The following is a 19057-nucleotide window of genomic DNA, read 5'->3' on the forward strand; positions in this document are numbered from 1 at the left end:
TGTGCACAGCATGAGGGCGCGTGTCCACAGGTTGTGGCTGCCTGTCCACCGGCCCGTGCACAGGCACGTTTGCGGTGCCCGGGAGGCGGATCTAGTGTCGCGGGGTCGTGCCTGTCGGCAGTGGGAGGTGCGGCCACCGGGACAGTCGTGTGGGTGGCCCGCTGTAGGACAGGTGTACGACGCGGGCGATGCCCGGGGCGCCCCCGAGAGGGCCGCGTCCCCGGGGGAACGAGGGGCGCATGTCGATCGACGAGCTCGAGGAGAGCTACGGGGGATCCGGTCACTCCGGCTTCGACCGTACGCCGCCTCAGGACGTCGCGGCCGAGATGAGCGTCCTCGGCGGCATGCTGCTCTCCAAGGACGCGATCGCCGACGTCATCGAGCAGATCCGCGGCAACGACTTCTACCGCCCGGCGCACGAGCTCGTCTACGACGCGATCATCGACCTCTACGGCCGGGGCGAGCCGGCGGACGCCATCACGGTCGTCGCCGAGCTGACCAAGCGCGGGGAGCTGCAGCGTATCGGCGGCGCCCCGTACATCCACGACCTCATGGCCGGCGTCCCGACCGCCGCGAACGCCGGGTACTACGCGCGCATCGTGCGCGAGCGTGCGGTGCTGCGCCGCCTCGTCGAGGCCGGGACGCGCATCGTCCAGCTCGGGTACGCGACCGACGGCGGGGACGTCGACGAGATCGTCAACAACGCCCAGGCCGAGGTCTACGCCGTCACCGAGCGGCGGACGACGGAGGACTACGCGCCGCTGTCCGACATCCTCGGCCCGACGTTCGACGAGATCGAGGCAGCGCAGGGACGCGGCGAGGGCATGACCGGCGTGCCGACCGGCTACTCTGACTTCGACCGGCTGACGAACGGCCTGCACCCCGGGCAGATGATCGTCGTCGCGGCGCGTCCGGCCATCGGAAAAAGCGTCTTGGGAATCAACGTTGCCACGCATGCCGCGGTGCACCACCAGATGGCGTCCGTCATCTTCTCCCTCGAGATGAGCCGCAACGAGATCACCATGCGTCTGCTCGCCGCCGAGGCGAAGGTCCCGTTGACGCGTATGCGCTCCGGAAAGATGGACGACGGCGACTGGCAGAAGCTCGCCGGCACCATGGGCAAGGTCGCCGAGGCGCCGCTGTTCATCGACGACTCGCCGAACATGTCGCTCATGGAGATCCGGGCGAAGTGCCGGCGGCTCAAGCAGCGGCACGACCTCAAGCTCGTCGTCATCGACTACCTCCAGCTCATGTCCTCGGGAAAGCGCGTCGAGTCGCGACAGCAGGAGGTCTCGGAGTTCTCGCGTGCGCTCAAGCTGCTCGCGAAGGAGCTCGAAGTTCCGGTGATCGCCATCTCGCAGCTGAACCGTGGACCGGAGCAGCGTGGTGACAAGAAACCGCAGATGAGCGACCTTCGCGAGTCGGGTTGCCTGACGGAGGACACGAAGATCCTGCGCGCGGACACGGGGGCCGAGACGACGATGGGGGAGCTGTTCGCCCTCAACGCCAAGGACGTCCCGGTGTGGGCGCTCAACGACCGCCTCCAGTACGTGCGCCGGCACCTGACCCACGTCTTCCCGACGGGCGTGAAGCCCGTCTTTCGGATGCGGCTCGCGTCGGGCAAGGAGATCGAGGCGACCGCCAACCACCCGTTCCTCACCTACGACGGCTGGACAGCCCTCGGCGACCTCGAGGTCGGCTCGCGCATCGGTGTGCCGCGCCACGTCCCTGGTCCCGAGCGGAACGCCGAGTGGGACGACCGGAAGGTCGTCATGCTGGCTCATCTCCTCGGCGACGGGTCGTTCGTCAAGCGTCGGCCGATCCGCTACGCCTCGATCGACGAGCGAAACCTCACGGCGGTCAGTGACGCGGCGACCGCGTTCGGGATCACCCCCATCCGTGACGAGTACGCCGCTGCCCGCGTGACGACCCTCCGGCTCCCGGCGCCGTACAGGCTCGCCCGCGGTCGACGGAACCCGATCGCCGAGTGGCTGGACGAGATGGGTCTGTTCGGCGCGCGCAGCCACGAGAAGTTCATTCCGACGAGCGTCTTCCACCTGCCGAAGCGTCAGATCGCGCTCTTCATCAAGCACATCTGGGCTACCGACGGCTCGGTGACGGTGAACAAGAACGGACGCAGCGGGCGCATCTACTACGCCTCCACCTCACGCGAGCTCGTCGATGGCCTGTCGCGGCTCCTGCTCCGGTTCGGCATCTCGACGCGGCTGCGCCGGACGACGATCAAGGGCGACTACCGCTCTGGCTACTCGCTCGACGTCAGCGGTGTGGACGACCAGCGCCGGTTCCTCCAGGAGATCGGCGTCCATGGAGACCGTGGCGACATCGCCGAGAAGCTGCTCGCGATCATCCGCGAGACACGGTCGAACACCAACGTCGACACCGTGCCGCGTCGTGTGTGGGACGACGTGCGGGAGATCCTCGTCGAGAGAGGGATGACGCAGCGGGAGTTCGCCTCGGCGATCGGCACCCAGTTCTGCGGGAGTGCGCTGTGGAAGAACGCCCCCTCCCGGCACCGCCTCGGCAAGATCGCTGCCGTCCTCGAGAGCGAGGAGCTCGAGATCATGGCGGTCAACGACCTGCTGTGGGACGAGGTCGTCGCCATCGAGCCGGTCGGGGAGAAGCAGGTCTTCGACGCCACGGTGCTCGACGGGCACAACTTCATCGCCAACGGGATCGCGGCTCACAACAGCATCGAGCAGGACGCCGACGTGGTGATCCTGCTGCACCGTGAGGACGCCTACGAGAAGGAGTCGCCGCGCGCCGGCGAAGCAGACCTCATCGTGGCCAAGCACCGAAACGGGCCGACGGACACCATCACTGTGGCGTTCCAGGGGCACTACCAACGCTTCGCTGACATGCAGATGTAGTCGCGCAAGTGTTTGTCGACGTACAGCCTAGATTGCACGATCCTCCACCTATGCTGCATGGCTAACGCTTTGCAACGTGTTGGCTAACTGATGGCGTGGTGGCGTTTGGTCAGGGGACCGTTGTCTCGCCCGGTGACCTGGAGGTGCGATAGTCCGGCCGGGCCTCACCGTTCGAGGGGCGGGCTGAACGACCACCAGAGTCTGACTATGACCACATCTGCCTGACGGAGGTTCCGTGGGTCAGCGGGTGTGTCAGGTGTGGTGCTCCCCCACGTCGGTGAGTGATTCCCTCTCCCGCTTCAGGCTGAGCAGTGCGTGCCGAACGCGGTTCTCAGGGGTCGCAGGTACTCGATGACCGCTGCCGCTGAGTGGGGTTGCGGCGTCCAGGTCCGATTCCAGTTCGGCGAACACTCGCTCGAGGCCGAAGATCTCGTCCACGGCGCGGATGTCGCAGTCGCCAATGCGCGGGTCTGGGATCGGCACTCCAACGGCTACCAGCGTGGTGGTGAAGGCGCCCACCGTATCCGTCATGGACCAGCGCCCAGCGTCGACCTGGCTCACCAGCCACGCCTTGGCAGCGGCAGGGTCGAGATGTCGCCATGTCCAGAATCTTGTCATGGCACCGTCATTGAGTGGACTGCTCGCGGCATGCGCCTCAAGGGAAGCCTTGATGACCGCAGACGCGGCGCTCTCCACGGACGGGAAGTCGAACCCAGCGGGCAGGCATTCGTTTACGGAATCGGTGTCCCGAGGCTTTAGGAGACCTACGACGTCGACGACGTACTCCTCGAGTTCCTGGACGTTTCCGAGCTGGGTGACGGTGTTGACGGCTACTTCGGTGCCCATGGTTGCGAGACAAGCGGCCCCACCTCGCACGGCGGCGAGCCAGGGGTTGTCGAAGAGGTCGTTGCGCCGTCGGTCAATCTTGGGCGACGTGCGCGCGATCAGGTCGAAGAGCGCGGTCTCGGGCAGGGGGACCTGGGCTCCTCGGAGCGCGTCGAGCTTTCGCATGGCGCGTGCTGTTTCGTTGGCGATCTCCTCGCAGAGTCGTGCGACCGCCGGGGTGTCTGCCGACCTGGTGACGTCCTCGACTGCCGTCGCGATGTCTGCATCGGATACGTCGTCCTGGGGGATGCCAAAGTTCACGTAGCGGTCGAAGTAGTCGAGATGGCTGATCGACTTCGGCGTCGACCGCTGTCGTGCCTCCGCGAAGTAGTGCGCATCAGTGAATGCGGCCCTGATCTGCGGGAAGAGCGCGGAGAGAACTTCGATCACGCCCGGGAGATCGGCTTGTTGGACGTGCGCGTCGCGAAGACGCTCGTCCCACCGTGCGCGCCGACTTTGTTGAGCAGCCGCGTCGCGACTGAGGGTGAGGTGCGAGAAGTCCTGCCCGAGGAGATCGTCGCGGTAGTTCTGGAGTATTCGGTATACACCTGGCTCCTGGGTGCGCAGCCAGTTGACGAGGAAGAAGTCGACAAAGTCGACCTCTCCGTGCAGCAGCGGGTAGAAGGCCTGGATCTGGCCGAGGAAACGAGTGATCGCGCGCGGAGTCGACAGGCGACGGTCGAGGACGCTGAAGTAGATTTGGCTCAGTCGTCGCTCATCCTCCTCCGTCAGAAGCAGACCGACGGCAGCGCCGATCTTGTCCAGTCCGTCATTGAGCAGCCTTGCTCGTTGAGGAGCGCGGAGGGCGGGCATGTCCAGGCGAACCTGGACGATCTTCTCCAGATAGGCGCGAGCCCGTCCCTCGTCGTTTCCGGAGACCGCGGTACGTAGAAGGACGTCAAGCAGAGTGCGCTCGTCGTAGGACAACAGGTAGTACACGTTCGGGAGGCGCCCGACCAGGCGCACGAGCTTCAGAACCTCTAGCAGTTCGTCGGGCGTCAGCCGGTCAAGGTCATCGACGACCATCAGCACTGGGAGGTCGGCGGCGCGCAGCACATCCTCGGCGGACTTCTTGGCTGCTGAGGCGCTGGCGTCGCCAGCGATGAGATCCCCCGCGGCCTTGAGCAGGTCCTGCGCGTCAAGTCCGACCAGGCTGCCGAGCTTCCCGAGTGGACTGATCGTCCGCGCGAAGTCTCCGACCTTTGCGCGAGCGCCCCCGGGGCGGTTTCCAACGGGGAGGGCGGATGTGAGCTCGTTGAAGAACCCGCGATGCAGGCTCGGGGTGTCGGGGTAGGTCCAGGGGTTGAAGACCGCGACGCGCCAGGGATCCTGGAGCCGACGCTGCAACATCTCGAGGACGGAACTCTTGCCCGACCCCCAGTCGCCAATGAGCGCGAGGACCGTTGACTCGCTCTGCACGCGGACGTTGTTCAGTAGCCTCGTGAGGTGGTCCGCATAGCCTTGGCGGTCCAGTTCGTCGGGACGCGCGTCAGTACCATCACGGGCGTCGTCACTCAGGAGACCTGGCCGTGCTGGTTCGGGGTTGGGGGTGTCCGACATGCCACCGACCGTAGCTGGCATCGCCGACACGAGCCTCTGTCAGACCCGGACCGCAACTCCCATAAGGATGGGCGAGCAATGCGTCGTAGGGCCGGAATAGGATTCCGGCATGACATGCCAAGTGACCGTGGACGAGTGGGGCCCTCTGCCGGGTGCGATCCCCGAGGTCGTTGACCCCGACACGATCTACGTGATTCCGACTCGCACGGTATTGCCCACCGGCAACGATGCCGATGGAGGACTGCGCTACACGGAGAACGTCCGCTATCTCCCGAAGGCTGCGCGATCCGCTGACCTCCCCGTCGAGTTCTCGATGCCTGAGGGCTCGCGCAAGTACCTGTCTGAGTTCAGCATCGACCCAGAGACGTGGGCCTTGGGCTTGGCGTGCCTCACCATGGCGAGCGACTGGCTAATCCTCACGGTGTCGCTGTTCATCGCCCACCGGTCCGACACGCAGGGATGGACACCGGAACAGGCAGCGAAACTGCCGCTGAGGGTCTCGGTTGCCGAGACAGAGACTGGCCACAACTACGAGATCGAGGGGGAGGGGGAGGATGTGCTCCGTGCCCTGCGCGAGCTGAACGGGTCAGCGAAGATGCGGAAGAGGATCGGGGGACAGGAACATGAGTGAGGGTGAACTCCGGTTCAAGTCGTTCTTGATGCAGTGGGGACCGATCCCGCCATCCGGCGGACCGAACCGCGAGCGCTACCTTGACCACTACGGGCGAGAGGCGATGCAGGCGGCCGCTGACGAGTATGCCGCTGTACTTGCCATCCTTGGTGATCGTGCAAAGGAGATGCCCACCCTGGACTTTGAACTGGTCGAGGATGACGAGGACGTGGCATTTGCCATTCAACGACAGAAGCGCGGCGAGTGGGTGCAGTTTAGAGCGACCATTGACCCGGCGACTCTAAACGCGATCGAGCCTCACATCAAGAACTCAATTACTTCGGCGGTGGCGGCTCTGAACTACCTCGAAGAGCATGAACTGAAGGAGAGTGCGCACAGCGCGATTCACCGGGCTGCGTTCGTGAATCGGGGCCTCTTTGGCTGCCCCGTTGTCTGGCGCGACGAAGCGTATTGGACGGATTGTCCCATCAACGTCTCACACCTGCGCATGGGGCTGTCCGTCGGCCTGGTCAGCGACTTCGCGTGCTCGATCTGCGCTCGCCTAGTGGAAGACTGTGATCACCAGATGGGCGAGACCTACCCAAAAGTGGCGGAGCGCAAAGACGGCGAGTGCTCGATCTGCGACGCCGCCGAGTGCCGGCACGTCGTGGGTGAGTCATACCTTGTCGTTGCCTACGCGAGCGCGGTCAACGCTGTTCTGCACGAGACGTCGTTCGTGGCACGGCCTCGGTACCCTCAAGCGCGCATCATTGAAATGACGAAAGACCTCGGAGAGATCGATGATCGCCCTCACGTTCGCGCCGCCGCTGAGCAGGGCCTCCTCAACTGCGACGCGGACCTGGGGCCGTGCAAGGGCTTCAACGAGATGCACAACTCGAAGTAGGGATTTGGAAGCGATTCGGGCAGCCCTCGGGCCGCTGCGGAGGTCGTGGCATCCACGGCGGACCGGTAGCGTCATCCTTGGCGGAGCCGAGAGGTTTCAGGAGAAGGTGAACCGCCCCGGGTTCAGTGGAGGCTCGGTTCTCTGGTTTCCAGCGTCGTTGACGCAGGGTTCTGACGGTAGTGGTTGGTCTCGTGCTCGGCGGGTGGGATGTCGCCGAGCTCGGTGTGTAGGCGGCGGTTGTTGAACCAGTCGACCCATTCCAGGGTCGCGATCTCGACGTCGTCCAGGGTTCGCCAGGGCCCGCGCCGGCGGATGATTTCGGTCTTGAACAGCCCGATCGTGGACTCTGCGAGGGCGTTGTCGTAGGCGTCGGCGACGGTCCCGATCGAGGCGCGGATGCCCAGCGCGGCGAGGCGTTCGGTCAGGGCTAGCGAGACGTACTGGGACCCGGCGTCGCTGTGATGGATGAGCCCGGTCAGGTCGGTGACGCCGGTCCGCCCGCGCGTCCAGGCGGCCATCTCGAGGGTGTCGGTGACCAGGCCGGCGCGCATGTTCGTGTCGGCTTTCCAGCCCACGATCATCCGGGAGAACACGTCGATGACGAACGCGACGTAGGCGAACCCGGACCAGGTGCGCACGTAGGTGAAGTCCGCGACCCACAGCTGGTTCGGGGCGTGGGCGGTGAATGCCCGGTTCACCAGGTCCCCGGCGCGGGTGCCGTCCTTGCTCGGGGTCGTGGTGCGCTTTGCCCGGCCGCGGACCACGCCGCGCAGGTCGGCGGACCGCATCAGCCGCTCGACGGTGCAGCGTGCGACCGGGTGCCCGATACGGTGCAGGTGCCGCCACATCTTCCGCGCGCCGTAGACGCCGTAGTTCGCGGCGTGCTCGACCCGGATCACCTCGGTCAGCTGCACGTCGCTGACGGCACGGGCCGAGGGCGGGCGGGCCTTAGCGGCGTAGTACGTGCTCGGGGCGACCTGCAGCTGGCGGCAGATCGGCTCGACCCCGAACTCGGTGCGGTGGGCGTCGATGAACTCCACTACCTGGGCGACGGGCGGTCGAGCTCCGCCGCGAAGAAAGCCGACGCGCTGCGCAAGATCGCGTTCGCGCGCCGCAGCTCGCGGTTCTCACGCTCCAGGTCAGCCAGCCTCTGCGCGTCGCTCGTGGTGGTCCCGGGGCGGTCTCCAGCATCGGTCTCGGCCTGGTTGACCCATCCGCGCAGCGTCTCGGGGTTGATCCCGAGCTGCTCGCCGATCCGTCGGCACGCCGCCGGACGAGTCACCGGGTCCTTCTTCGCGTCCAGCACGAGCCGGACCGCGCGCTCACGCAGCTCGTCCGGGTACTTCCTCGGTGCAGCCATGACCCTCATCCTCCGTGGGTTGAGAGCCTCTATGGAAGTCGGGGCGGTTCAAAGGTGCAGCGCTTCGTCCACAGACCACTAGTGCGTGCAACCTACTTTTCGCAGCCTGCTCGACACGCCCGGGATCACACAAAGTACAGCGGCGTGTCCGCGCAGTCTGCGTTGCACGTCGACAAGTGTCGTCGACGTGCAAGACGTGGTGTGATGCAGCAGCCTGATTGAGCGATCTGCCGGTAGATCGAACCGACCAGTCCTCAACAAAGGGGACGAGGGCTCGGGCCGGGGGCGGGGGCCGCAGGATCACGGTGGCCCGGAAACGACCGGTTCTGGAGGCGTTCAGAGTCGGGTTCTGGAGGTTCCGGAACCTCAAGGTCTCCTCGTGCGTGGTGGGCACCACCTGGCTCGCCAGCGCGTAGAAGCCGAAGCTCCGTTCGGCGACGGGACCTACCGGCGGCGCTGACGGACTCGTCGACGTCGGTGGCGCCTCTCATCAGGCGCGTCCGCACGTGCCCTGGCTCGTGCCTCCGCGGTCCGCCTCGCGCGGCGACTCGCCCATGCGGCAATCGTCGCTTCGACGTCCCGCGGCATGGTGACCAGGGGCGGTCCGGCGGGCAGCTGGTAGCGGCCACGAAGCACGTGCCTGTTGAACTCCTCGATCTCGTGACGCACGTCCGCCTCGCTCCACATCTCGTCGAGGCGTTCGTCCAGTGCGGCGTCCTCCTGGCGCAGCTGGATCGAGGGCGGCAGCACCACGAGCCTCTCTCGCTTCAGGAGGTTCTTCAGCCACCAGTCGGGGTCGTGGCGGTCGGGCATGTCGAGCGGCTTGCCGCTGCCGGGCAGGTCGTCGAAGTCTCCTCGTTCGATCGCCTTCCGAACATGCATGTCGGCCAGCAGCGCGATCGCCACCTCCTCGTCGATCGCGACCGCGTACGGGTTGAAGAACGCCGGTGGTGGGTCAGGGTCAGCCATCGTCACTCCGTCCCATCGTTGCCATACGGCTGTATTATGTCATGCGTATTGCTAACCGGGAGGGGGCAGGGTGCCGAGAGTCGTGGATCACCAGGAGCGACGAGAGGCGATCGCGCATGCGCTGTGGCGGGTCGTCGACCGGCACGGCTGGGCGCGGGCGACTCTTCGTGAGGTCGCCGGCGAGGCGGGGGTCTCGCTAGGGCAGCTGCAGCACTACTTCGCGTCCCGAGCGGCGATGCTGACCTTCGCGATGGAGTTCGCTGCAGAGGGGACCGCCGACCGGGTCGCGCGCGGGCTGGCCGAGCTCGACCAACCTCCGCACCCCAGAGACGTGCTGCGCGTCGTGCTCGCCGAGATGTTGCCCCTGCATCCCGACGCCCGCGCCTCGTCACGGATGAGCGCCGCCTACGTCCTGGAGGCTCTGCACGAGCCGGCACTGCGCAGGCAGGCGGCCCTCGGGCTCCGTGACGGTCGCGCCATGATCGATCGCCTCGTCCGACAGGCGATCGAGCAAGGCCAGATCGCACCGGACCGCGACCCGGACATCGAGACGGATCTCATCATGGCGCTGACCGGGTTCACCCCCCTGCTCGAGCTCGAGGTGATCGAGCCGCGGGCCGCACTGGCTGCCATCGACCAGCATCTGGACCGCCTCTTCACCGAGACGTCGTTCCCGCGCGCCGGAAAGGGAGGCGGGGCGGAGCCTGTGTAGGGCACGCATCATCGCCACCCGCGGCGCGCCCGAGATGGTGCACGGTGCAGCGGCGTGTCCGTGCCGGCTGCGCTGCACGACGCCCCCCGTCGTCACCAGGGGGCCGTCACTCCAGGGCGCTGTCGAGTTCCCGCAGCCACGCCTGGAAGTCGTCGGGTGAGGTGAAGTGCGCGCCGGGTGCGTCCCGAACCTCTGGTACGGCCTCCGGCCCGTCGACCACCAGTGCGTGACCCCGCGCAGCCGCGATGGCCAGAGCCGGAAGGTCCCCGCGGTCGTCGCCCGCATAGGCGACGGTGCTCAGGTCGTCAGCATCGATGATGGCGCGAAGAGCAGTGCCCTTGTCGAGGTCCAGGGGCATGCGGAGCTCTTCCACGAACTTGCCGGGCTCCCTGCGCAGCTCGCAGACCCCCATCACCCGCGCGATGAGCGGCGCGATCAGGGTCTCCGCGGCGTCACGGTCTGGCGCGCGGCGCCAGTGCACCGCGACGGAGAGGGACTTCTGCTCGACGTGCAGACCATCGACGTCACCGAGCTCCTGGCGCAGGATCTCAGTGGCCTGGTCGACGCGGGCCGCCCACTGGTGAGCCCCCGGCACGACCTCGATCCCGCTCGGCGTGACGCGCTCGAGCCCGTAGGAGCCGTACAGGGCGACGCCGGGAACGGTCGCTCGCGCCGCGAGGAAGCTGGCGGGGCGCCCGGACAGGAGGGCGACGACGGTGAGCTTGCCCGCCAGGCTGGCAAGGATCTCCGCGGTACCGGGAAGCAGCTGGCTGACGGCGGGGTCATCCGTGATCGGGGAGAGGACTCCGTCGAAGTCCATGACCAGTCCGGCGTTCTTCGTGGTGGCAAGCGCATGCATCGCGTCGCGAGCAGGATCCATGCGTCCACCGTAGCCAGGCCGAGCGCATGCCTGCGCTGAAGCGAGCACCAGACCGATGCGGGAGCCGCCCGTCGGGACAACCCGCGGCGCCGTCTCGGTTTCGACCCCCTGCCCGGGCCAAGGGGGAGGCGTAGGCGCTCAGGGCGTCGAGATCGCGACCCTGGAAGGTCCCACCCGCCGAGCCTCCGCTGAACACCGGCGGTCACACTGTCGCGGTGCTCCCGCATGCCATGATCGGCGGCGTAGGGAGACCGACCGACCGGAAGGACACCATGCCCGCTTATGCCATAGCGCACCTGCAAGAGGCCGCCCCGGCCCCTGAGGTCGTGGAGTACATCGAGCGCATCACCGGCACCTTCGAGCCGCACGGCGGTCGATTCCTCGTGCACGCCGCGCAGCACGAGGTCAAGGAGGGGAGCTGGCCGGGGCACGTCGTGGTGATCGGCTTCCCGGGGATCGCCGAGGCACGGGCCTGGTGGGACTCACCTGCGTACCAGGAGATCGCACCGCTGCGCTCGCGGCACATCCAGGGTGACATCATCCTGGTCGAGGGCGTTCCCGCGGGCTACGACGCCACTGCCACCGCCGAGGCGATGCGGCAGACCGCGCCGACCGAGTAGCCCCAGGTCACGGGCCCGGCGAAGCTGCTCCGGGCACGTGCCAGCCGACGTCGGCACCGGTGGGTCTGGGCGGTGTGCAACCGCCGAGGTGGTAGGAGATCGTGGCGGCCGGTCGGGTGGACCCAGCGGGCGTCGAGGGAGGGGCCACCACCGCGTCACGTGCTCTTCGACGGTGTCACGGTGTCGAGCAGCTGCTCACGCAGGATGTCGGCGTGCCCGCAGTGGTGGGCCAGCTCGCGCAGGACCTGCAGGTACACCCAGCGCAGCGTTCGGGGTCCGGCCCGGTGGCCGGTCGCGACGGTGTCCAGCGGCAGGTCGGTGACCACCGCCCGGGCCGTCGCACAGGCCGCGCGGTGGTCGGCCGTGACGGAGGCGACGGTGTCGGCGTCGGTGAGCCGGAAGGACTCGTCCGGGCTCTGGACCAGGCCGAGAGTCCGACGGGAGGTGCCTCCGACGCACTCCTCGAACCACACCCGCTGCATCCACGTGACGTGCTTGAGCAGGCCGAGCAACGTCGTCGCCGACGGAACCAGCCGACGGCGGGCCTGCTCTTCCGTGAGACCGTCGAGGGTCGACTCGAGGGCGCTGCGATACTCGTCCACGAACGCATCGAGCTGTGTGCGTTCGTCGTCCAGCGGCACATCGAACGAGCTCATGAGGGTCTCCCGTGACGTCGTGAGCCGAGGGCGCGTCGGTTCGTGCGAGCGGCGACCTGCGGTGGCGGAGAAATCCTCAGACCCGCTGGCGGCCGGATCGCAACGCGTCCTGCCTGCCAGCAGCGGAGCGTGGTCGTTCTCCGCGGGACGTCACGTATCCCAGCTCTTCATCTCCGCATCAGGGTACCCGGCTGGAAGGCGCTCCGTTCGAGCAGAGCACTTTCTTTGCTGCCCTCTGCCGGAGATCCATACCGGCGGCCACCCTCTCTACGACAGGGCTCCTGTGCTGTACGGAAGATCTGTGGAGATCAGCGCGCTCGACGACGCGATCGCGCGAGCCGGCCAAGGCTGCGGCGGGGCGGGCATGGGCCACACGCTTCCGCCGGAGACCCACCAGGAGCTGGCTGAGGCGATACTCACGCACACGGCCGAGTGAACCGGGTGGCCCGGCGACGCGATCCGCGGTCCAGCTGCACAGTGCCTCAGGCCACCCCGGGCCCCCCGCAGCCCTGTGGCGGACGTGACGAGGGCACCCGCCGGCCTCGTCACGAGGCCGGCGGGTGCCGGGTCAGAGCTCCCGGGCGGCCCGAACGGTCGAGACCGTCGAGGGGATCACGCGGTCCGGGAGACGGTCACGAGCAATCGAGCTCGTCGTGGTCGAGGTCGAACGTCGAGGTGACGGTCTCGCCGTCGACCGCCCCGGTGCCCGTGACGGTCACCGAGCCGCTCGCGACCGAGGTCGAGCGCACGGGGAACGCCTGGTACGCGGCCGTGCCGGGGTCGACGTCCGCGAACTCGCGGGTGCCGAACGCCGTCGCGAGGGTCACGTCGACGGGTGAGTCCTCTCCGTTCGCCGCGCGGACGGCGAGGTAGGCCTGGCCGGCGATGCACCGCGGCTCGACGGCGACGTCGAGGTCGAGCTCCGGCTGTCCGCCGCTCGGCGTGCCGTAGATCTCGAGCTCGTAGAGGGAGAAGCCCCACTGCGTGGCGCGCTCCGTGGCGTAGAGACGCACGTGCCGGGCCGTGCCCGAGACGTCCAGCTCGTCGAAGAAGCCGTCACCGTCGGTGACGGTGTGCACCGTGGTCCAGGTCTGGCCGTCCGCCGAGGTCTGGATCTCGTACCCCGACGCGAACGCGGTCTCCCAGTCGATGACGACGCGGTCCAGGTCGTAGCTCGCGCCGAGGTCCACCGCGATCCACTCGGGCTCGCTCCACGCGCTGCCCCACCGGGTGCCGGCGTTGCCGTCCACCGCCATCTCGGCCTCGTGCCCGGGCTCGTCGATGCTGGAGGCCGTCACCGGTCGGCCGAGTGCCAGCGACTCCTCGTCGTCGCCCCCTTCGCCCCCGTCGTCGGACAGGTAGCAGCGCAGGTACTGGTAGGACTCCGCAGAGGTCTCGAAGGACGGCGCCCAGTCCCACTCGTAGGTGTAGTACTCGACGTACGGCTCGGCCGCCGCGATGATCGCCGGAAGGTCGAGGTCACCGTTGCCGAGCGCGACCTGCCGCATGTCGCCCTCCGCGTCGACGTTCACCGCGTCCTTGATGTGGAGGTGCTCGATGCGGTCCCCGTACTCCTCGATCCACGCCGGGACGTCGATGCCCGCGTCGGCTGCCCAGCCGACGTCGAGCTCGAACGTGACATAGCGCGGGTCGGTGTTCTCCTCGATGACCTGCCAGGCGCTGACCATCTCACCCGTCTCGGGGTGGGGGTACCGCGTGGTGAGCTCGCCCTGGTGGTTGTGCAGCACGATCTTGTTCGCGCCGTTCTCGTGGGCGTACTGGCCGAGCTGGTCGACGTACGCCGCGGTCGCGAGCGCCTCGTCATAGGTGCCGTAGCCACCCGCCATCCCGCCGGTCCCGATGTAGTCCTGGCCCAGCGCGACGGCGTAGGCGACGGTCTCGGGCCACGTGTCCCAGTTGGTGCTGCCGTGGCTCGACGACACCTCGAGACCGTGCTTGTCGAGGATCGCCTTGTACTCGTCGACCGGCATCGAGTAGGGCTGGTTGTAGGGCTCGACGTTGGTGAACCCGGCGGCGGCCACCTCGCCGAGCACGCGGTCGAGCGTCTCGGGGGACGGTGTACCGGACGACCCGAGCTCACCCACGTGCGTGTACAGCTGGATGGAGATCTTGGAGTCCGGGAGGCCCATGTCCTCACCGCATGCTGGGGTCCCTGCGGTGACGAGTGGTGGACCGGTGACGGACTGGGCAGCCAGGGCCGGGGCCGCGGCGAGCGTGGCTGCGAGCATCGCGCCGCCGGTCAGCGCCGCGCCGAGGCGCCGCGCGCGAGGTGAGAGGTGAGAGTTCTGCATGGGACTCCAATTGACAGCGTTGTCTTTTAGGATGGCGATCATGCGACTTCTGACTGATGGGTTTGCAAAAGCACCGTAAGGGCCGATCGCAGGCACGTCAAGGTGAGGCGCTGGCACGCACCGGCGTCTGCGCCGACGAGGACGGGGTGTGGTCCACGGTCTTCCGTCACCGGCGACCCCGGGTGACGCGGCGCGACCGTGGGTCGATCGGTCCCGGGCGTGCCATGGTGGAGGGGTGTACCGGCTGCTGGGGCTTCTCGGCGGGCTGTCGGCCGCGATCGACCTCGGGTCCGGGGCCGCGTTGGACGAGTCGCTGACTCGGTGCGTCGTCGCGACACGGTTCGCGCACGCGCTGGGCTGCCCGCAGGACGAGGTCGCCGAGGTGCTGTACACCGCGCTCCTCCAGCACGTGGGCTGCACGGCGTACGCGTACGAGGCAGGACTCGTCTGGGGCGACGACGTCGCCGTGACCCGGTACGCCGTCCGCACCGACTTCGCCAGCGCCCGGGAGGTGCTGCGGGAGTGGGTCCCGGGGATCGCTGCGGCGAGCGGCCGATCCCGCGCTCGGGTGCTCGCCACGACCCTGGCGACCGCCCGGTCGTTCGGGGCGGCGGCACCGGTCGCGACGTGCGAGGTCGCGCGGGCGGCGTCGCGCGACCTCGGGCTCCCCGACCGGGTGCAGCGTGCGCTCGGCTCCGTCACGGCGTCCTGGGACGGAACGGGGGTGCCGCACCAGCGGGGCGCCGCGATCCCGCGCTCCACCCGGGTCGTCCACGTGGCCTCGGCCGCGGTCGGGACGGCGCTCTACGCAGGTGTCCCCGCAGCACTGGCACGCCTCTCCCGATGGTCGGGATCGGTGCTCGACCCGGGCCTCGTCGCCGCGTTCGTCGCCGACGGCTCGGACCTTCTCGACGGCATCGACGAGCTCGACGCCTACCAGGCGGTGCTGGACGCGGAGCCGGACCCGGTCCGTCGTGTCCCCGACAGGGCCGTGGTCGACGTGGCGCAGACGTTCGGGCGGCTCGTCGACCTCAAGTGCCCGGGGACCCTCGGTCACTCGGACGCGGTCGCCGCGCTCGCCGAACGTGCGGCGCTGGCGCTCGGGCTCGACGACGACGCCGCGCGTCTTCGCCTCGCCGGGCACCTGCACGACCTGGGGAAGGTCGGCGTGCCGAGCTCGGTCTGGGCCCGAGCCACCGCGCCGACCGCGACCGAGCAGGAGCAGGCACGTCTCCACGCCTATCACGGGGAGAGGGTCGTGGGCCGTGTCCCCGAGCTGGCTCTCGTGGCCCGGCTCGTCGGCGAGCACCACGAACGGCTCGACGGCAGCGGGTACCACCGCGGGCTGACGGCGCCGTACCTCTCCCTCGCGTCCCGGGTGCTGGCCGCCGCGGACGCCTACCGGGCGCGGCTCGAGGGCCGACCGGGCACCCCGCCCGAGCCTCCCGCGCGGGCAGCGGCCTGGATGCGCGCGCAGGCAGGCGGGGGTCGCCTCGACCCCGATGCGGTCGACGCCGTCCTCGGGGGCGCCGCCCGCGACAAGGGCGGGCACCGGGTGCGGCCGTCGGGTCTCACCCGCCGGCAGGTGGAGGTCCTGCGCCTCGTCGCGCGAGGACTCTCGAACGCCGAGATCGCGCGCGAGCTCGTGATCTCGCGACGCACCGCCGAGCACCACGTCCAGGACGTCTACGCGCGCGCGGGCGTCTCGAGCCGTGCAGGCGTCGCGATGTACGCCCTGCGCCACGGCCTCGTGGAGTCGCCGGGCACGGGTGCGGCGCCGGGAGATGAGTAGGTCTGCCCATGCGGGCGGGCGCCCGGGGGTCGCAGCCTCGACGGTATGAACACCCACGGCGCTCCTGCTCTCGGCTCGTCCCCGGCCACCGGCACCTCGTCGCCGGAACGGCTCCTCACCCCCGCGTTCCTGCGCCTCACCGCGGCGGACCTCGCCTGGTTCGTCGCGGCGGGCGTCACGATCCACGTGCTTCCCCTGCACGTCACCGGGCCCGCGCGGGGCGGTGTCGCGGACGCGGGGATGGCCTTCGGCGCCTTCGCCGTGACGGCTCTCGTGCTGCGGCCCGTAGCCGGCCGGCTCGGCGACACGTGGGGCCGACGCCCGCTCCTCGTGGGCGGGGCGCTACTGGGCGTCCCGTTGCTGGTCGTCATGGCACACCTCTCCGCGCTCGTCCCGATCGTGCTGGTCCGTCTCGCCGCGGGCGCCGCGGAGGCCGCGTTCTTCGTGGCGTCGTTCGCGATGCTCGTCGACCTCGCCCCCCGGAGCAGGCGCGGGGAGGCTCTCAGCTACAACTCCCTCGGTCTCTACCTCGGCCTCGCGCTCGGGCCCCCGCTCGGCGAGGTGCTCGTCTCCGCCGGCGGCCTGGTCGCCGGATGGTACGGCGCCGCCGCCTCCTGCGCCGTCGCCGCCGTGCTGTCGGCCGGTCTGCCCGAGACGCTCGGGCCCGTCGCACCGGGCGAGCGTGCACCGCTCGTGCACCGTGCCGCGATCGCGCCGTCGCTCGGGTTCCTGACGTCGGTCGTCGCCATCGGGGGCTTCCTCGCCTTCGCACCGTTGCACGCGGTCGACGTCGGCATGGCATCCACGAGTGTGGTGGTCGCCGTCTACGGAGCCGTCGTCGTCGTCTGCCGTCTCGCGCTCGCCCGCGCGGTCGACCGGTTCCAGCCGCTCGCCCTCGGGACCTTCGCGCTCGTCGTGGTCGCGCTGGGCACGGCGCTCTGCGCGGCGTGGTCCTCCCCGGCAGGGCTCCTGCTCGGGACGGCGGTCCTCGGGGTCGGGGTCGCGCTGAGCACGCCCGCGTTCTTCGCCGCCGTCTTCGCGCGGGTGCCGGCCGCCGAGCGGGGGTCGGCGGCCGGCACGGCGACGGCGTGCATCGACCTCGGTCTCGCCGGGCCGCTCGCCCTCGGGCTCGTCGCCGAGAGCCTCGGCATCCCGTGGGCGTTCGCGGCGACGTGCGCGGTGGCGGTCGCCGGGGCGGCGTGGACGGCCCGGCTCGAGCAGCGGCGCCGGTTCGTGGCAGCATCGCAGGACGCCGCGTCGTGAGACCACCCCGCTCGACCTCGTCCCGAGCCGCGTCCGCGCGTACTCCATCGCCGTACGACGCCCCTACAGCGATCCGAGCCCGCCGCACTACGGCGTGGTCGGTGACACCTGACGGTCAACATCCCGGTCCGGGCGGGTCACGAAGGTCGCCAGCCCTCGTCCTCGCGGATGGCCCGCAGGATGCGCTGCGTGATCTCCCGCAGCTGACGGGTCTGCCGCTCGGTGAGGCGGTCGAGGACGAGCCGGTGGACGGTCTGCACGTGGCCCGGGGTGGCGTCCTCGACCTTCGCCCTGCCGAGGTCGGTGAGGACGGCCAGGGTGTAGCGCCCGTCGGTGGGATCGGGCGTGCGTCTCAACCATCCCTGGGACTCCAGCCGGGTCGCCGCGCGCGACAGGCGGGACAGGGTGCTGTTCGCATACCCCGCCAGGACGCTCATCCGCAGCGTGAGATCTGGCGCCTTGGCCAGCGCGTAGAGGACGCCGTACTCGAAGTGGGAGAGCTGGGCGTCGCGCTGGAGCTGTGCGTCGAGAGCGGACGGCAGCCACTCGAGGACCGTCGCCACACCCGCCCAGGTCTCGAGGTCGTCGCCCGTGAGCTCGGCAGGAACGCCGGCAGGGGCGTCAGGGTCGTGCATGACGGCCAGCGTACGCGAGCGGACGGCTCGAACGACCGGTCGTTTACTTGCTCAGGAAAGTCATCCAGAGATACGGTTCGCTTGCTTGAGCAAGTGATGTTCCACGGCGCAGGGGGCGAGAGGAGAGCAGGATCCATGGATCTGGACCTGGTGGGAAAGAGGGCCTTCGTCAGCGGGTCGACGCAGGGCATCGGCTACGCGATCGCCCAGGCGTTGCTCGCGGAAGGGGCGACGGTCGTCGTCAACGGACGCAGCGAGGACCGGGTCGCTGCAGCGGTGGAGAGGCTGGAGGCCGCTGTCCCGGGTGCCGCGGTCTCCGGGCTCCCGGCAGACTTCGAGGACGCCGAACAGGTCCGACGGCTGCTCGGGTCGCTCGGCGAGGTGGACATCCTCGTGAACAACGTGGGCGTCTTCGGCGTCGACGCCTTCGACGAGATCTCGGATGACGACTGGCAGCGGTACTTCGACGTCAACGTCATGAGCGGCGTCCGCCTGTCTCGGCACGCGCTGCCGCACATGCTGGCCCGGGGCTGGGGTCGGATCATCTTCATCAGCAGCGAGTCCGGCGTGAACGTCCCCGCCGACATGACGCACTACGGCATGACCAAGGCCGGGATGATCGCTGTGGGCAACGGGCTGGCCAAGCTCACCCGAGGGACGAGCGTCACCGTCAACACCATCCTCGGGGGACCGACGTACTCCGACGGCGTCGCTCAGGCGGTCGAGGAGATCTCCCAGGCCCGAGGGCAGTCGGTGGACAGCATGAAGAGCGCGATCGCGACGGCGAACCAGACGTCGCTGCTGCAACGCTTCATCGAGCCCGTCGAGATCGCCCGCCTCGCCACCTACCTGGCCAGCCCTGTCTCGTCCGCCACCAACGGCGCCGCACTGCGTGCCGACGGAGGAGTTCTCACGACCACCCTCTGAGCCCATGGACGGCTCGACCTGCCCGTCCCGGAACGCGGGCAGCTGCGGGGTGACCGTCAGGCGCCGCGCAACCCTCCGTCCGGG

The 19057-nt window shown here is 69.0% G+C and carries 16 protein-coding genes and 1 other annotated feature; of the genes, 9 read left to right on the plus strand and 7 right to left on the minus strand.

Annotated elements, in window-relative coordinates:
• The first annotated feature begins 239 nt into the window (after window positions 1-239).
• Window positions 240-2888, plus strand: coding sequence for a replicative DNA helicase (locus tag ACZCLJ_RS13385; protein ID WP_463104050.1), 2649 nt, complete (start codon window positions 240-242; stop codon window positions 2886-2888).
• 252 nt (window positions 2889-3140) lie between these two features.
• On the opposite strand, the gene ACZCLJ_RS13390 is transcribed toward ACZCLJ_RS13385, so the two are convergent.
• A complete protein-coding gene (locus ACZCLJ_RS13390; protein ID WP_463104051.1) occupies window positions 3141-5333 on the minus strand; it encodes a KAP family P-loop NTPase fold protein in 2193 nt (730 codons plus the stop codon).
• Between the two features lie 109 nt (window positions 5334-5442).
• Between ACZCLJ_RS13390 and ACZCLJ_RS13395 the strand changes: the two genes are divergently transcribed.
• The gene (locus ACZCLJ_RS13395; protein WP_463104052.1) at window positions 5443-5964 is read left to right on the plus strand and encodes a hypothetical protein; all 522 of its coding nucleotides are present in this window, start codon (window positions 5443-5445) and stop codon (window positions 5962-5964) included.
• Window positions 5957-6847, plus strand: a complete 891-nt coding sequence (locus ACZCLJ_RS13400; protein WP_463104053.1) for a hypothetical protein — start codon at window positions 5957-5959, stop codon at window positions 6845-6847. Before ACZCLJ_RS13395 ends, ACZCLJ_RS13400 begins: the two co-directional genes overlap by 8 nt.
• Window positions 6848-6969: 122 nt before the next feature.
• Here the strand turns inward: ACZCLJ_RS13400 and ACZCLJ_RS13405 are convergent.
• Window positions 6970-8207, minus strand: a protein-coding gene (locus ACZCLJ_RS13405) for an IS3 family transposase (RefSeq protein ID WP_463104054.1) whose coding sequence is annotated in 2 segments (ribosomal slippage) — window positions 6970-7928 and window positions 7928-8207 — 1239 coding nt in all. Because the reading frame shifts where the segments join, the coding sequence is not laid out codon by codon here.
• Window positions 7816-7929: a sequence feature (AL1L pseudoknot), on the minus strand. It overlaps the preceding gene by 114 nt.
• A gap of 444 nt (window positions 8208-8651) precedes the next feature.
• Window positions 8652-9176: a DnaJ family domain-containing protein gene (locus ACZCLJ_RS13410; protein WP_463104055.1), complete on the minus strand. Its 525-nt coding sequence runs from the start codon at window positions 9174-9176 to the stop codon at window positions 8652-8654.
• 82 nt (window positions 9177-9258) lie between these two features.
• On the opposite strand from ACZCLJ_RS13410, the gene ACZCLJ_RS13415 reads away from it, so the two are divergent.
• Window positions 9259-9888, plus strand: a complete 630-nt coding sequence (locus tag ACZCLJ_RS13415) for a TetR/AcrR family transcriptional regulator (RefSeq protein WP_463104056.1) — start codon at window positions 9259-9261, stop codon at window positions 9886-9888.
• A gap of 106 nt (window positions 9889-9994) precedes the next feature.
• Here the strand turns inward: ACZCLJ_RS13415 and otsB are convergent, their stop codons facing one another.
• Window positions 9995-10768: a trehalose-phosphatase gene (gene otsB, locus ACZCLJ_RS13420; protein ID WP_463104057.1), complete on the minus strand. Its 774-nt coding sequence runs from the start codon at window positions 10766-10768 to the stop codon at window positions 9995-9997.
• A 272-nt stretch (window positions 10769-11040) separates the two neighbouring features.
• On the opposite strand from otsB, the gene ACZCLJ_RS13425 reads away from it, so the two are divergent.
• Complete coding sequence (locus ACZCLJ_RS13425; protein ID WP_463104058.1) at window positions 11041-11388, plus strand: DUF1330 domain-containing protein; 348 nt, start codon at window positions 11041-11043, stop codon at window positions 11386-11388.
• A gap of 155 nt (window positions 11389-11543) precedes the next feature.
• Here the strand turns inward: ACZCLJ_RS13425 and ACZCLJ_RS13430 are convergent, their stop codons facing one another.
• Window positions 11544-12044: a DinB family protein gene (locus ACZCLJ_RS13430; protein ID WP_463104059.1), complete on the minus strand. Its 501-nt coding sequence runs from the start codon at window positions 12042-12044 to the stop codon at window positions 11544-11546.
• A 301-nt stretch (window positions 12045-12345) separates the two neighbouring features.
• Here ACZCLJ_RS13430 and ACZCLJ_RS13435 point away from each other — a divergent pair, with 301 nt between their 5' ends.
• The gene (locus ACZCLJ_RS13435; RefSeq protein ID WP_463104060.1) at window positions 12346-12480 is read left to right on the plus strand and encodes a hypothetical protein; all 135 of its coding nucleotides are present in this window, start codon (window positions 12346-12348) and stop codon (window positions 12478-12480) included.
• A 196-nt stretch (window positions 12481-12676) separates the two neighbouring features.
• Here ACZCLJ_RS13435 and ACZCLJ_RS13440 read toward each other — a convergent pair whose 3' ends face one another.
• Window positions 12677-14356 carry a discoidin domain-containing protein gene (locus ACZCLJ_RS13440; protein WP_463104061.1) on the minus strand — a complete coding sequence of 560 codons (1680 nt, stop codon included), beginning with the start codon at window positions 14354-14356 and terminating at the stop codon, window positions 12677-12679.
• 235 nt (window positions 14357-14591) lie between these two features.
• Between ACZCLJ_RS13440 and ACZCLJ_RS13445 the strand changes: the two genes are divergently transcribed.
• A complete protein-coding gene (locus ACZCLJ_RS13445) occupies window positions 14592-16148 on the plus strand; it encodes an HD domain-containing phosphohydrolase (protein ID WP_463104062.1) in 1557 nt (518 codons plus the stop codon).
• Between the two features lie 45 nt (window positions 16149-16193).
• On the plus strand, window positions 16194-17411 hold the full coding sequence (locus ACZCLJ_RS13450; RefSeq protein ID WP_463104063.1) for an MFS transporter: 1218 nt from the start codon (window positions 16194-16196) through the stop codon (window positions 17409-17411).
• Window positions 17412-17548: 137 nt separating this feature from the next.
• Here the strand turns inward: ACZCLJ_RS13450 and ACZCLJ_RS13455 are convergent, their stop codons facing one another.
• Entirely contained in the window at window positions 17549-18046 is a 498-nt protein-coding gene (locus tag ACZCLJ_RS13455; protein WP_463104064.1) for a MarR family winged helix-turn-helix transcriptional regulator, read from the minus strand.
• Window positions 18047-18181: 135 nt separating this feature from the next.
• On the opposite strand from ACZCLJ_RS13455, the gene ACZCLJ_RS13460 reads away from it, so the two are divergent.
• On the plus strand, window positions 18182-18973 hold the full coding sequence (locus ACZCLJ_RS13460; RefSeq protein ID WP_463104065.1) for an SDR family NAD(P)-dependent oxidoreductase: 792 nt from the start codon (window positions 18182-18184) through the stop codon (window positions 18971-18973).
• The last annotated feature ends 84 nt before the right edge of the window (window positions 18974-19057 follow it).

This window comes from Cellulosimicrobium sp. So1_17 (genome assembly GCF_055181235.1).

Excerpts from the sequence above, each read along its gene's own strand:
- ACZCLJ_RS13385 (WP_463104050.1), top strand. The coding sequence starts at position 240 with ATGTCGATCGACGAGCTCGAGGAGAGCTACGGGGGATCCGGTCACTCC.
- ACZCLJ_RS13390 (WP_463104051.1), bottom strand. The coding sequence starts at position 5,333 with ATGTCGGACACCCCCAACCCCGAACCAGCACGGCCAGGTCTCCTGAGT.
- ACZCLJ_RS13395 (WP_463104052.1), top strand. The coding sequence starts at position 5,443 with ATGACATGCCAAGTGACCGTGGACGAGTGGGGCCCTCTGCCGGGTGCG.
- ACZCLJ_RS13400 (WP_463104053.1), top strand. The coding sequence starts at position 5,957 with ATGAGTGAGGGTGAACTCCGGTTCAAGTCGTTCTTGATGCAGTGGGGA.
- ACZCLJ_RS13410 (WP_463104055.1), bottom strand. The coding sequence starts at position 9,176 with ATGGCTGACCCTGACCCACCACCGGCGTTCTTCAACCCGTACGCGGTC.
- otsB (WP_463104057.1), bottom strand. The coding sequence starts at position 10,768 with ATGGATCCTGCTCGCGACGCGATGCATGCGCTTGCCACCACGAAGAAC.
- ACZCLJ_RS13425 (WP_463104058.1), top strand. The coding sequence starts at position 11,041 with ATGCCCGCTTATGCCATAGCGCACCTGCAAGAGGCCGCCCCGGCCCCT.
- ACZCLJ_RS13430 (WP_463104059.1), bottom strand. The coding sequence starts at position 12,044 with ATGAGCTCGTTCGATGTGCCGCTGGACGACGAACGCACACAGCTCGAT.
- ACZCLJ_RS13440 (WP_463104061.1), bottom strand. The coding sequence starts at position 14,356 with ATGCAGAACTCTCACCTCTCACCTCGCGCGCGGCGCCTCGGCGCGGCG.
- ACZCLJ_RS13450 (WP_463104063.1), top strand. The coding sequence starts at position 16,194 with ATGAACACCCACGGCGCTCCTGCTCTCGGCTCGTCCCCGGCCACCGGC.
- ACZCLJ_RS13455 (WP_463104064.1), bottom strand. The coding sequence starts at position 18,046 with ATGCACGACCCTGACGCCCCTGCCGGCGTTCCTGCCGAGCTCACGGGC.
- ACZCLJ_RS13460 (WP_463104065.1), top strand. The coding sequence starts at position 18,182 with ATGGATCTGGACCTGGTGGGAAAGAGGGCCTTCGTCAGCGGGTCGACG.